The following is a 13,114-nucleotide window of genomic DNA, read 5'->3' as shown; positions in this document are numbered from 1 at the left end:
TTCCCGCTCACCAGTGCACGCCGGGCACCAGGCGCATCGCGCGCTTGGCCGGGCGGGTGACGGCCCGCGGGACTCGCACCCGGTGCGCCGTGGTGCGCGCAGGACGTCGCGGGTGACGTTCCGTTGCCGGCTCGGTGGTCTCGATTCCGCGGGCGGCGGCCGAATCCGGATACCCCAGATACAGCTGGTGCAGTACACGCCGCGACAGCTTGGGCGTGAAATACATACCGGCGTCGGCCAGCGTCCCGATCGGCGTGTCGATCCTCGTCGGCTTTTCGACGAGCCCGCGGACCACCATCGCCGCGGCGTGCTCGGCGGTGATCGGTGGTATCGGGTTCAGCCGACGCGACGGCACGATCATCGGCGTCTTCACCAACGGCATATGGATGCTGGTGAACGTGATGTGATCGGAAAGTGTCTCGCTGCCAACGACTTCGGCGAATGCATCCAGCGCTGCCTTGGTCGGGATGTACGCGCTGTACTTCGGATTCCTGGCCTGCACGCCTGCGCTGGACACGTTGACGACGTGGCCGAACTTCCGCTCCCGCCAATGCGGTAGCAGGGCGAGCACCATCCGCACCGCCCCGAAGTAGTTGACCGCCATCACGCGCTCGTAGTCGTGCAGGCGATCGGTGGACGCCGACACCGAGCGGCGGATCGACCTGCCCGCGTTGTTCACCAGATAGTCGACGTGGTCGAACCGGCCGAGAATGTCTTTGACTGTCGCCTCGACCGATGTCGAGTCGGTCACGTCGCAGGTGAACGCGTGGGCCTGTCCGCCGGCTTCACGGATCTCGGCGACCAGTTCGTCGAGCGCTTCGGCGTTGCGCGCCAAGGCGAATACCATCGCACCGCGTTCGGCGACCGCGATGGCCGAGGCCCGCCCGATCCCGCTGGACGCACCGGTGATGATGACGTGCTTGCCCACCAGAGGTCCGGCGGGGTCGCCGCGACGTGCGCGGTCAGGATCGAGCTGTTCGGCCCAGTAGCGCCAGAGTTTCGGTGCATAGGTGGCGAACTCCGGCACCGTGATGCCGGTGCCGCGCAGAGCGTCGTCGGTGTTGATGGAGGTGAACGTGGGGAACAGGTCGACGACATCGAGCACTTCGCCGGGTACACCCAATTGCGTGGCAGCCATGTTGCGCAGGACCTTGACGCGCCCCGTGGCGCGCACGATCGGAGTCGCGGCGCTGCGGGGCAGTGAGCCGATCAGCGGCGGCAGTCCGGCGGCTTTGGCAATCCCGCGGTAGATCCCGTGCAGCCCAGTCGTTTTCGGTGCTGTGAGGTGGAATGTCTGCCCATCGCGGTCGGGTGTGTGCATCAGTGTGACAAGCGCTTCGGTGACAAAGTCGACCGGAACGATGTTCGTCCGTCCGGTGTCCGGCAGTGCCATCGGCGTGATTCTGGGCAGACGCGCGAGCTTGGCCAGGACGCCGAAGAAGTAATACGGCCCGTCCACTTTGTCCATTTCGCCGGTACGGGAGTCGCCGACGACGACGGCGGGCCGGTAGATGCGATAGCGCAGGCCCGGCGCCGCGCGCACCAGCTGTTCGGCTTCGAACTTGGTCTGGTGATACGGCGTCGGCAGGTCCTGACCGACGTCGAAGTCGTCCTCGGTGAACTCGCCGCGGTGCGTGCCGGCGACGGCGATCGAGGACACGTGGTGCAGGGTCGCGTCGAGGCGCAACGCGAGGTCGACGACGGCGCGGGTGCCGTCGACGTTGGCCGCCCGTTGATCGGCCTCGGTGGCGGTGATGTCGTAGATCGCGCCGCAGTGCACGACGTGGTCGACGGGCCCGAGCTCGACGATCGCGTCGTGGGTCAGCCCCAGGCCAGGTGCGGTGAGGTCGCCGACCAGCGGTTTCGCTCGTTCACCCCATGCGTGCTCACCCGCGGTGGCCAGCCGTTCGAATCGCTCGAGCGACTCGCGCCGCACAAGCACCCAGACCTCCGCGTCATCGCGAGTCGCCAGAATCTGCGAGACCACGCGCCGGCCTATAAACCCGGTACCGCCGGTAACGACATAACGCATGCGAGCCATGGTCACCCCTGGCGGGGGAAACGTCAATGGCTGGTCGGCTCGGCGAAGGTGCTGTGTATGGTCCGAACATCAGCGAAGGGAGCCGCGATGCCACTCGACCCGAATGCGATAGGCGCGAAGACAGAGCCGCAACTTTTCACGTGGACTGACCGGGACACGATGCTCTACGCGCTGGGCGTCGGCGCTGGTGTCGACGATCTGGCGTTCACCACAGAGAACAGTCACGACATCCCGCAACAGGTGCTACCGACCTATGCGGTGATTGCGTGTCTGCCGTTCGCGGCGGCCGGGTTGATCGGCAGCTTCAACTTCGCCATGTTGCTGCACGGGTCCCAGGGCATCCGGTTGTTCAAGCCATTGCCGCCGGCGGGAAAGCTGAGCGTCGTTGCCGAAGTCGACGACATCCAGGACAAGGGCGAGGGCAAGAACGCGGTCGTCATGCTCAAGGCGACGGGCACCGATCCGGAGTCCGGCGAAGTGATCGCTGAAACTCACACCACTGCGGTCATCCGCGGCGAGGGTGGGTTCGGCGGCCAACCCGGACAGCGGCCGTCGGCGCCGGAAATCCCTGACCGCGAACCGGATTCGACGATCGCGCTTCCTACCCGCGAGGATCAGGCGCTGATCTATCGGCTGTCCGGCGATCGCAATCCGCTGCACAGCGATCCCTGGTTCGCGCGCGAGCTGGCCGGCTTCCCGAAGCCGATCCTGCACGGGCTGTGCACCTACGGGGTCGCGGGCCGGGCCCTGGTTGCCGAGCTCGGCGGAGGCGACGCGACGAAAGTCAGTGCCATCGCTTCCAGATTCACATCACCTGTGTTTCCTGGCGAGACCCTGACGACGTCCATCTGGCGGACCGAGCCGGGGCATGCCGTCTTCCGTACCGAAGCGTCCAATCCGGACGGATCGAACGCGCGCCTGGTGCTCGAGGACGGCACCGCCGAGTACAGCGCCTGATCAATTTCTCCGAAGCGCGGATAACCGCGGCCAGGCGTTGACAGGATCACCTCACGACGTCCGTACAACGTTGTGCGAGATCGATGGGTGGTTGGGCGATGAAGCTGGTCGTTGGTTATCTGGCGACGCCGGGAGGCGCCGACGCGTTGGCACTCGGCGTGCGGCTGGCCCGCACGCTCGACGCCGAGCTGGGAGTGAGCATCATCCTGCCGCCGGACCGCGCGGGGGCCGCGCTGGTGCCGGTGGGTGGATACGACGAGCACCTCGCCGAACAGGCTGAGCGTTGGCTCGCCGAGGCGCGCGCCAACATCCCCGCCGATATAACCGCCGGCACCCACGTCAGCTTCGACGACTCGTACGCCGACGGGCTGATCAAAGAGGCGGCCAGGGTGGAAGCCGATCTCATCGTCGTCGGAGGTTCGGGCGGTGGGCTCGCGGGAAGCTACTCGTTGGGTTCGGTCGTCAACGAGCTCCTGCATTCGTCGCCGGTGCCCGTCGCCGTGGCACCGAGAGGGACCCGTGAGTCGTCGATCGAACGTGTCCGCGAGGTGACGTGCGCGCTTGGTGAACGCGCCGGGGCGGACCTGCTGCTCGCTACCGCTGTGCGGTTCAGCCGGGCCGCGGGAACGCCGCTGCGGCTGGTGTCGCTGGTTGCGCTGGATCCGATGTTCGGCACGCTTCGCGGGGATGACGACGCAGTACGTCAGCGTGCGCTGGCACACGCGCAACATACGCTCGAGACGGCGAAAGGCAATCTGCCCGAGGGCTTTCCGGTGACGTCGACAATTGTCGACGGCCACACGGTCGAAGAGGCCGTCAGCAAGCTGGAGTGGCACGACGGCGATCTGATCATGGTGGGATCGAGCCGGTTGAGTGCACCCAAGCGGCTGTTCCTCGGTTCCACGGCCGCCAAGATGTTGCGAGTATTGGAGGTTCCGATGGTGGTTGTTCCGAGGGATCAGTTCGAAGCTGCGGACCTGCCGTGAGCGAAGCCGATCCGCAAAAGGAACTGCAACTAGCCGAAGAGTCTGCCGGGCTCGTCTCCAAAGGACTCGCCAGCGGGAAGGTCGGCACCTTCTCCGGCGCGATTCTCGGTATCGCCTCCGTCGCACCCGGATACACGCTCACCGCGAGTATCGGACTCATCGTCGCCGCGGTCGGGCTGAAGATGCCGGCGATCTTCATCGCCGGATTCATCCCGATGTTCCTCACCGCGTACGCCTACCGCGAATTGAACTCCCGTGCACCCGACTGCGGTGCCTCGTTCACGTGGTCCACCAAGGCATTCGGTCCGTACGTCGGCTGGATGTGCGGCTGGGGGATGGTGATCGCCACCATCATCGTGTTGTCGAATCTCGCGGCGATCGCGGTGGAATTCTTCTACCTGTTCGTCGCGCGGGTCTTCAACAACCCGGATATCGCTGACCTGGCCGACAACATACTCATCAACATCCTGACGACGCTGGCGTTCATTGCGATCGCCACATTCATCGCCAGCCGTGGCATCACCACCAGCGAGTACGTGCAGTACGTGCTCGTGGGCTTCCAGATGGTGGTGCTACTGGCATTCGCAGTGATGGCCGTCGTGCACGTCGGTCGCGGAGAGGCCCCCGCCGGCCTGTCCTTCAGCTTTGATTGGTTCGATCCCTTCACGGGACTTGCGATGGGCGCCTTCATCATCGGCGTGACGGGTTCCATCTTCGCCTTCTGGGGATGGGACACGTGCCTGACCCTCGGCGAGGAGAGCAAGGATCCGACGCGGGTGCCTGGCCGGGCCGGGCTGTTGTGCGTACTGACGATCCTGCTGACTTATCTGTTGGTCGCGGTGGCGGTGATGATGTACGCCGGCGTCGGTGAAGAGGGTCTGGGCCTTGGCAATCCGGAAAACTCGGAGAATGTGTTCGGTGCACTTGCCGATCCGATACTCGGTGGCATCGGCGGTCCGGTGCTGTACCTGGCGATCTTCGCCTCGTCGGTGGCCAGTCTGCAGACCACGTTCCTGCCAGCGGCGCGCACCATGCTCGCGATGGGCGCCTACGGAGCGTTCCCGAAGCGATTCGCCAGTGTCAGCCCCCGATTCCTGGTGCCGGCATATGCCACGGTGGTCGCCGGGATCGTGACGGGCGTGTTCTACACCGTCGTGAGCCTGCTTTCGGAGCGCGTGCTGTTGGATACCATTGCGGCGCTTGGCATCATGATCTGCTGGTACTACGGCATCACTGCGTTCGCCTGCGTGTGGTATTTCCGCAACGAGCTATTCAAGAACGTCCACAACGTGGTCTTCAAGTTCCTGTTCCCGATACTCGGCGGGATCATTCTCGCGTTGGTCTTCGTCATCTCGGTACGCGAGAGCATGAACCCGGAGAACGGCAGCGGTGCGGCGATCGGTGGTATCGGGCTGGTTTTCTACATGGGCTTCGGCATCCTGTTGCTCGGTGTAGTGCTGATGGTCATATGGCGGGGCCGAAGCCCCGAATTCTTCGAGCGGCGCACCATGCGGGCGGAGACTGGGGATTAGTCGGCGGTTGACACTGACACGCCGCGCCTGGCCCTAGCACTTGGGACCGACAACTTGGCGACTTTGTCCCCAACCGGGGATTGATCCACAGTTTGTGCTGGGGTGGCGTCTGGGAAAGCGTTGGTTGTGATGAATGTCGTTAGCGTTGTGGTATGGGCGAATTCATCACCGGAGCGGCGGCACGCGAGAGGTTTCGCGCGCTGCTGAACGTGGTCGATGGCGCCTACGCCGAAATGCGGGAACTGTCCTCCGACAATGTGGGCAGCGAGTTTCGGGTGGAGATGGCCGAGCACCTCGAAACGCAGGAGCGCACCAACCGAGGGTTGATGTACCGGGTGTTCGGCCAGATCGCGGACCCGCCCGATGAGGTCGGCTTGATCGACGGGCTCATCGACAAGCTATGCGCGCGGTTGCGAATACCGCCCAATGAGATCAAGCGACGGATGAAGGTGGCTAAGCGTATTCAGCCGCGCCGCCAGCTCACCGGTCCGCCGCTGCCGCCTGAACTGCCGCTGGTGGCCGACGCCGTTGCCGCAGGCGCGATCGGGGAGGATCATCTGCGGGAAATCGGGAAAGCGATGGACAGACTGCCGTCATGTGTGTCGGCGGATGACCGGGTTGAGGTCGAACGCAGTCTGGTCCGCGAGGCGGTCAAGAACGACGCCGACATAGTCAAATCTGCCGGACGCCGCATCGACGAAATCTTCAATCCCGACGGCGATTTCGACGAAGCCGATCGTGCACGTCGACGCGGCGTGGTGGTGGGACCACAGGGTCCTGACGGGATGTCTCGGGTGTCAGGATGGATCGATCCGGAGACCCGCTGCTATGTCGAGGCGACGACTGCGGCGGTGCGACCGGGCCGGCATCTGCCCGACGGCACCGTCGCCGAGGAGCGTGATGACCGCAGCCCATCGCAACGCTGCCACGACGGCATCAAGCTCGGGCTGAAAGCCGGCATCGCGTCGGGGCAGTTCGGTTCACACCGTGGGCATGCCGTCACGGTCATCGCGCGCACCACATTGGCGGAACTCAACCAGTCCGCCCACGCCGTGGCCGACCCGAGCATTCCGATGCCCACGGCTGCGCGCACCGGAGGCGACACCGCGCTGCCGATGCGCGACCTGATCCGGATGGCCACCGACGGGATCCACTATCTGGCGGTGTTCGAGGACCACAGCGACCGGCCGATCTATTTGGGTCGTCAGAAGCGGGTGGCGACCGCCGATCAGCGGATCATCTGCTACTCCCGCGACGGTGGATGCACCCGGCCGAATTGCACGGAGCCCGGGTATCACGCGGAGGTGCATCACAGCACGGACTGGGCCGCCGGTGGCGCCACCAATGCCGACGTGCTGTTCTTCGCCTGCGGACCCGACCATGCGGCGGTGACCAACGGGCGATTGCAGACGACGGTCACCGACAGCGGGCGACTGGCCTGGACCGATGGAACCCGACCGCCCGAGATCAACCATGCCCACCATCCCGAGGAACTGCTGCGCAGCGACCCCGATCCACCGGACGAAGACGAGTAGCGGTGTCGAACACTTGTTCGATACATTGTCGGAGTGGGCTGGCATACGGGGCCACCGAGCTGGACGGAAATGGAGCGGGTGCTCAACGGCAAGCCGCGCCGTGCCGGTTGGCCCATCGACGAGCAGGTAGGCGACGGCGGGGATAGTCCGGCCTGGTCGCGCAAGCGGGGGGCCTACCAAGCGGAGGGTATCGATCGACCCGCCTCCGCCGTGCCGTACGCGGAACTGCACGCGCACTCGGCGTACAGCTTCCTCGACGGGGCCAGCACGCCGGAGGAACTCGTCGAAGAAGCCGTCCGCCTCGATCTGCGCGCGATCGCGCTCACCGATCACGACGGCCTCTACGGAGTGGTGCGCTTCGCCGAGGCCGCCAAGGAGCTAAAGATGTCGACGGTGTTCGGCGCCGAACTGTCGCTGGGCGGGGGAGACAGAACCGAGGATCCTGACCCGCCGGGACCGCATCTGCTGGTGCTGGCCCGCGGCCCCGAGGGATACCGGCGACTGTCTCGCGAGCTCGCGAGGGCACATCTGGCGGGCGGCGAGAAGGGCAAGCTGCGCTATGACTACGACACGTTGACCGAGGCGGCCGGTGGGAACTGGCACATCCTGACCGGATGTCGCAAAGGTCATGTCCGCCAGGCGCTTTCCGAGGGCGGTCCGGAAGCGGCGGCCGCGGCGCTTGCCGACCTGGTGGACCGGTTCGGCCGCGACCGGGTCAGCATCGAGCTCACCCACCACGGCTATCCCGGCGACGACGAACGCAATGAACTCCTTGCCGGCCTCGCGCCCCGGTTCGGTGTCGGCGTCGTCGCGACCACCGGCGCTCACTTCGCGGAGCCGTCCCGCGGCAGGCTGGCGATGGCCATGGGTGCGATCCGGGCGAGGCACTCCATCGACGAAGCCGCCGGTTACCTTGCCCCGCTGGGAGGTTCGCACCTGCGGTCGGGGGTGGAGATGGCGCAGCTCTTCGCGCACAATCCCGAAGTCGTGACGGCGGCGGCCGACCTCGGTGAGCAGTGCGCGTTCGAGCTGGCCCTGATCGCCCCACAGTTGCCACCCTTCGACGTCCCGAAGGGCCACACCGAGGACAGCTGGCTGCGGCATCTGGTGATGGAGGGTGCGCGTAACCGGTACGGCCCTCCCGAGCGCGCACCGCAGGCATACGCGCAGATCGAACATGAGCTGAAAATCATCGAGCAGCTGACCTTTCCGGGCTACTTCCTGGTCGTTCACGACATCACCCGGTTCTGCAAGGAGAACAACATCCTGGCCCAGGGCAGGGGATCGGCGGCCAATTCGGCGGTCTGCTACGCCCTTGGGGTCACCAACGTCGACCCGATCGCCAACGAGCTGCTGTTCGAGCGTTTCCTGTCGCCGGCGCGTGACGGGCCGCCGGACATCGACATCGACATCGAATCGGATCTGCGCGAGGACGCGATCCAGTACGTGTACAACCGCTACGGCCGGGACTACGCCGCCCAGGTGGCCAACGTCATCACCTACCGGGGCCGCAGCGCTGTACGCGACATGGCCCGTGCGCTGGGCTTCTCCCAGGGGCAGCAGGACGCCTGGAGTAAGCAGATCGGCCAGTGGGGCAACCTGACCGAAGAGACCCACGTCGAGGACGTCCCGGACTCGGTGATCGACCTGGCCGTGCAGATCTCCAACCTGCCGCGACATATGGGCATCCATTCCGGCGGCATGGTGATCTGCGACCGCCCCATCGCCGATGTCTGTCCGGTGGAGTGGGCGAGCATGGAGAACCGCAGCGTGCTGCAGTGGGACAAAGACGATTGCGCGGCAATCGGTTTGGTGAAGTTCGACATGCTGGGGCTCGGCATGCTTTCGGCGCTGCACTACTGCATCGACCTGGTGCGTGAACACAAGGGCATCGACGTCGACCTGGCCAAACTGGACCTGTCCGAGCCCGCGGTCTACGAGATGCTTCAGCGCGCCGACTCCGTGGGAGTGTTCCAGGTGGAGTCCCGCGCCCAGATGGCCACACTGCCCCGGCTGAAGCCGCGAGTGTTCTACGACCTGGTGGTCGAGGTCGCGTTGATCCGCCCCGGCCCGATCCAGGGCGGATCGGTGCACCCGTACATCAAACGCCGCAACGGGGAAGAACCCGTCACCTATGACCATCCGTCGATGGAACCCGCCCTGCGAAAGACGTTGGGCGTACCGCTGTTTCAGGAGCAGCTCATGCAGCTGGCGGTGGACTGCGCGGGCTTCACCGCCGCCGAGGCCGATCAGTTGCGCCGCGCGATGGGATCCAAACGTTCCACCGAGCGGATGCGACGGCTGCGGGGCAGGTTCTATGACGGTATGCGTGAACGGCACGGCATCACGGGTGAGGTCGCCGACCGGATCTACGAGAAGCTGGAGGCATTCGCCAATTTCGGTTTCCCGGAGAGCCATTCGCTGTCGTTCGCATCGCTGGTGTTCTATTCGTCATGGTTCAAGCTGCACCATCCCGCGGCGTTCTGCGCCGCGCTGCTGCGAGCCCAACCGATGGGCTTCTACTCGCCGCAGTCGCTGGTGGCCGACGCCCGCAGGCACGGGGTGACCGTCCACGGGCCGGACGTCAACGCGAGCCTCGCGCACGCGACCCTGGAGAACGTGGGCACCGAAGTCCGGCTTGGTCTCGGCAGCGTTCGCCATATCGGTGACGATTTGGCGCAGCGCATCGTCGATGAGCGAGAAGCCAACGGCCCGTTCGCTTCTCTGTTGGACCTGACCCAGCGGATCCAGCTGAGCATCCCGCAAACCGAGGCGCTGGCCACCGGGGGCGCGTTGGGCTGCTTCGGGATCACCCGACGCGAAGGGCTGTGGGCCGCAGGCGCGGCCGCCACCCAACGTCCGGACCGGCTGCCCGGGGTCGGATCGTCATCGCAGATCCCCTCGCTGCCCGGCATGACCGAGCTCGAGTTGGCCGCCGCCGACGTGTGGGCGACGGGTATCTCGACCGACAGCTATCCCACCCAGTTCCTGCGCGAGAACCTCGATGCGCTCGGCGTGATTGCGGCCAACAAGCTGCTGGAGGTGCCCGACGGGACCCGCGTGCTGGTGGCCGGGGCGGTGACTCACCGCCAGCGGCCGGCGACGGCCCAGGGTGTCACGTTCGTCAACCTCGAGGACGAGACCGGGATGGTCAACGTGCTGTGTTCGCGCGGCGTCTGGGCGCGGCACCGCAAGCTGGCGCAGACGGCGTCGGCGTTGTTGGTGCGCGGTCAGGTGCAGAACGCCACCGGGGCGGTCACCGTGGTCGCCGAGCGGATGGGCAAGCTCGACATGCGAGTGGCGTCGAAGTCCCGCGACTTCCGCTGACTGCGGCTCGCTACTGTGGTGGGGTGCCCCGCTCGGTGTACTTCCTCGTCGGCGCGGGAACCGCACTCATCGCCTGTTGCTACGGATTCGCCCGATTCGCCTACGGACTGTTCACTCCGGTCTTCGCCGACGCCTTTACGCTCAACGGCACCCTCACCGGCGTCATCGGCGGCGGAAGCTACATCGGATACTGCGCCGCCATCATCCTCAGCTTGGTGCTGACGGACCGAATCGGTGCCCGGCGGGTCGCCGTCCTTGCCGGAGTGGTTGCGACGGTGGGCCTTTCGATCGTCGCCGCGGCACCGTCGGCGTGGGTACTGGCGCTCGGCGTGCTGGTCGCCGGTGTCAGCACCGGCATCGCGTCGCCGCCGTTGGCCGCGGCCGTCGCACAATACGTTCCCGGCGAGAAGGCGGACCGGGCGCAGACGGTGGTCAACGGCGGCACGGGCATCGGCGTGGTGCTGTCCGCCCCGATCGCCCTTCTGCTGCTGGACCAGTGGCGCGCGGCTTGGGCGGTGTATGCGTTGATCGCGGCGGCGGTGACGCTATGGGTCGCTCGCTCCGTTGGATCGACAACGCGGCCGCGCCCTGTGGATTCAGCCGAATCGTTCTGGCGCCCAGGAACTGTCACGCTGTTGACCGCTGCGCTTCTGACCGGCGTCGGCAGTGTCGCGGTGTGGACATTCGGCCGCGATCTGATCACCACGGTCGGGGCTGCAGACGGGACACGCTCGTCGATCATGTGGATCGTGCTGGGCGCTGCCGGCATCGCCGGGGCGTTCGCCGGCGATGCGGTGCAACGGATCGGACTGCACTGGGCATGGGTGGCCGCCACCGCGACGATGGCCGCGGCGACCCTGGTGCTTGCCGCGGCCCCCGCCCAGTTCGTCGCAGTGATCCTGGCCGCCACGCTGTTCGGCGCCGCCTACATCACGTTGACCGGCCTGGTCCTGTTGTGGAGTACGCGTCTCTATCCGGACCGGACGTCGTTCGGGGTCGGCATCGCGTTCTTCACGATCGCAGCGGGCCAGGCACTAGGAGCGCCAGCAGCGGGCGCGCTCATCGATGCGGTGGGACCGAGGTTGTCGTTCGTGGTGATCGCAGCGGCCGGATTGTGTGCCGTTGCGCTACGTCCGCCGACTGATCGAAAGCCGGCCTAACCCGCGGCCGGTGTGGTCCAGACCTTGTCGACGCTGATCTTCAGCCGCAGGTTGTACGCGGAGAGAAACTCGGCGGTGAAGCCGAGGCTTTCGGCGTACTCGCCGTACTTGGCCGCATACCGCTCGTCCTCGAGGGGATTGGCGTTCTCCGCGTCGACCGTCGCGACGCCGCCGACCACGATGATCCCCGACCCGTTGCCGTCGGAGTCCAGGTTGAGGCTGACCCGCGGATGGTTGCGGATGTGTCTGACCTTGGCGGCGCCGGGTTCGGAGTAGATGAACACGTCGGAACCGTCGAAGTAGAACCAGACCAGCTTCGGGACGGGCTGCCCGGATTTCGCGACCGTCGTCAGCCAGCCGTACTTGTCGGAGGTCAGGCGGTCGGAAACTTCTTGTGTCAGTTCGGCTGTCATCGTTCCAAATCTAGTCTCGCCTAGTCTCTTGGTTATGACCTTGAATTTGTCTGTCGATGAAGTGCTGACCACCACGCGATCGGTGCGCAAACGGCTGGATCTGGAGAAGCCGGTACCGCGCGAGGTGCTGATGGAGTGTCTGGAGTTGGCGCTCCAAGCCCCGACAGGGTCCAACGCCCAGGGCTGGCAGTGGGTGTTCGTCGACGATCCGGACAAGAAGAAGGCGATCGCCGACATCTACCGGCACAACGCGTCGAAATACCTCGCCCAACCCAAACCCGAATACGGCGACGTTCGCGACACGCAGCGCCCACGCGTCATCGACTCCGCGATGTACCTCAACGATCACTTCCACGAGGTGCCGGTGATGCTGATTCCGTGCCTGGCAGGCAGCCCCGACGACGCGGTCGCGGGCAGTGCCGGCTTCTGGGGCTCACTGCTGCCCGCCGTGTGGAGTTTCATGCTGGCGCTGCGCTCGCGCGGCCTCGGCTCGGCGTGGACGACGCTGCATCTCGTCGGCAAGGGCGAGAAGCTGGCCGCGGACGTCCTGGGCATTCCGTCCGACGGATATCGGCAGGGCGGGCTGTTCCCGATCGCCTATACGAAGGGCACCGACTTCCGGCCCGCCAAGCGGCTGCCCGCCGAGGAGCTGACGCACTGGAATTCGTGGTAGTCAGACAGCGCCGCTGAAGCCGTGCTGGCGCCACGCTTCGTAGACGACGACCGCGGCGGCGTTCGACAGGTTCAGAGACCGCCGACCGGCGAGCATCGGGATCCGCAGCTGAGCGGTGATATGCGGGTCGGCGAGCGTCGCCGCGTCCAGCCCGGTCGGTTCCGGCCCGAACATCACGACGTCGTTCGGCTCGTAGTTGATCTCGTCGAATCGCGTGGTGGCGTGCGCCGTGAACGCGTACACCCGCTGCGGTGCCAAGGCCTCCCATGCCGTGGCCAGATCGCGGTGCACGGTGACCGACGCGAGGTCGTGGTAGTCCAGACCCGCGCGACGTAGTTTGGGTTCGGACAGATCGAATCCGAGCGGCTCGACGAGGTGCAGTTCGCAACCGGTTGCGGCGACCATCCGGATGGCGTTACCGGTGTTGGGTGCGATGCGTGGCGAATAGAAGAGCACGCGGAACATCCGTAGATCATCCCGTCGGCGGGGT

General features: G+C 66.0%; 10 protein-coding genes. 7 read left to right on the top strand and 3 right to left on the bottom strand.

All coding sequences use genetic code 11. The annotated features are described in order from the left end of the window. Positions 1-7: 7 nt before the first annotated feature. The gene (locus H7J93_RS08835) at positions 8-2,032 is read right to left on the bottom strand and encodes an SDR family oxidoreductase (protein WP_267305885.1); all 2,025 of its coding nucleotides are present in this window, start codon (positions 2,030-2,032) and stop codon (positions 8-10) included. A 96-nt stretch (positions 2,033-2,128) separates the two neighbouring features. Between H7J93_RS08835 and H7J93_RS08830 the strand changes: the two genes are divergently transcribed. The 6 genes from H7J93_RS08830 to H7J93_RS08805 all read left to right on the top strand — a co-directional run bounded on the left by H7J93_RS08830 (position 2,129) and on the right by H7J93_RS08805 (position 11,538). Further along, positions 2,129-2,998 carry a MaoC/PaaZ C-terminal domain-containing protein gene (locus H7J93_RS08830; RefSeq protein WP_267305969.1) on the top strand — a complete coding sequence of 290 codons (870 nt, stop codon included), beginning with the start codon at positions 2,129-2,131 and terminating at the stop codon, positions 2,996-2,998. 98 nt (positions 2,999-3,096) lie between these two features. Next, the gene (locus H7J93_RS08825; RefSeq protein WP_267305884.1) at positions 3,097-3,984 is read left to right on the top strand and encodes a universal stress protein; all 888 of its coding nucleotides are present in this window, start codon (positions 3,097-3,099) and stop codon (positions 3,982-3,984) included. After that, positions 3,981-5,516, top strand: a complete 1,536-nt coding sequence (locus tag H7J93_RS08820; protein ID WP_267305883.1) for an APC family permease — start codon at positions 3,981-3,983, stop codon at positions 5,514-5,516. The genes H7J93_RS08825 and H7J93_RS08820 overlap by 4 nt, the downstream gene beginning before the upstream one ends. Positions 5,517-5,668: 152 nt before the next feature. Then, entirely contained in the window at positions 5,669-7,051 is a 1,383-nt protein-coding gene (locus tag H7J93_RS08815; RefSeq protein WP_267305882.1) for a DUF222 domain-containing protein, read from the top strand. Between the two features lie 33 nt (positions 7,052-7,084). Further along, the gene (locus H7J93_RS08810) at positions 7,085-10,378 is read left to right on the top strand and encodes an error-prone DNA polymerase (protein WP_267305881.1); all 3,294 of its coding nucleotides are present in this window, start codon (positions 7,085-7,087) and stop codon (positions 10,376-10,378) included. Between the two features lie 23 nt (positions 10,379-10,401). Continuing rightward, complete coding sequence (locus tag H7J93_RS08805; RefSeq protein WP_267305880.1) at positions 10,402-11,538, top strand: MFS transporter; 1,137 nt, start codon at positions 10,402-10,404, stop codon at positions 11,536-11,538. Here H7J93_RS08805 and H7J93_RS08800 read toward each other — a convergent pair. Beyond that, the gene (locus tag H7J93_RS08800) at positions 11,535-11,951 is read right to left on the bottom strand and encodes a TIGR03667 family PPOX class F420-dependent oxidoreductase (RefSeq protein ID WP_267305879.1); all 417 of its coding nucleotides are present in this window, start codon (positions 11,949-11,951) and stop codon (positions 11,535-11,537) included. The genes H7J93_RS08805 and H7J93_RS08800 overlap by 4 nt on opposite strands. Positions 11,952-11,985: 34 nt before the next feature. On the opposite strand from H7J93_RS08800, the gene H7J93_RS08795 reads away from it, so the two are divergent. Beyond that, positions 11,986-12,624, top strand: a complete 639-nt coding sequence (locus tag H7J93_RS08795) for a nitroreductase family protein (protein WP_267305878.1) — start codon at positions 11,986-11,988, stop codon at positions 12,622-12,624. Here the strand turns inward: H7J93_RS08795 and H7J93_RS08790 are convergent, their stop codons facing one another. Continuing rightward, positions 12,625-13,089, bottom strand: coding sequence for a tRNA (cytidine(34)-2'-O)-methyltransferase (locus H7J93_RS08790; RefSeq protein ID WP_267305877.1), 465 nt, complete (start codon positions 13,087-13,089; stop codon positions 12,625-12,627). Positions 13,090-13,114: the final 25 nt, after the last annotated feature.

The sequence above is a fragment of the Mycobacterium barrassiae genome (assembly GCF_025822765.1).
GTDB lineage: Bacteria > Actinomycetota > Actinomycetes > Mycobacteriales > Mycobacteriaceae > Mycobacterium > Mycobacterium barrassiae.
The sequence above is the reverse complement of the archived record's forward strand: the minus strand, read 5'-3'. Positions and strand labels throughout refer to the sequence as shown.

Bases quoted from the DNA above. Each gene is read 5' to 3' on its own strand.
- H7J93_RS08800 (WP_267305879.1), bottom strand. From the start codon at position 11,951: ATGACAGCCGAACTGACACAAGAAGTTTCCGACCGCCTGACCTCCGAC.
- H7J93_RS08795 (WP_267305878.1), top strand. From the start codon at position 11,986: ATGACCTTGAATTTGTCTGTCGATGAAGTGCTGACCACCACGCGATCG.
- H7J93_RS08790 (WP_267305877.1), bottom strand. From the start codon at position 13,089: ATGTTCCGCGTGCTCTTCTATTCGCCACGCATCGCACCCAACACCGGT.
- H7J93_RS08815 (WP_267305882.1), top strand. From the start codon at position 5,669: ATGGGCGAATTCATCACCGGAGCGGCGGCACGCGAGAGGTTTCGCGCG.
- H7J93_RS08830 (WP_267305969.1), top strand. From the start codon at position 2,129: ATGCCACTCGACCCGAATGCGATAGGCGCGAAGACAGAGCCGCAACTT.
- H7J93_RS08825 (WP_267305884.1), top strand. From the start codon at position 3,097: ATGAAGCTGGTCGTTGGTTATCTGGCGACGCCGGGAGGCGCCGACGCG.
- H7J93_RS08835 (WP_267305885.1), bottom strand. From the start codon at position 2,032: ATGCGTTATGTCGTTACCGGCGGTACCGGGTTTATAGGCCGGCGCGTG.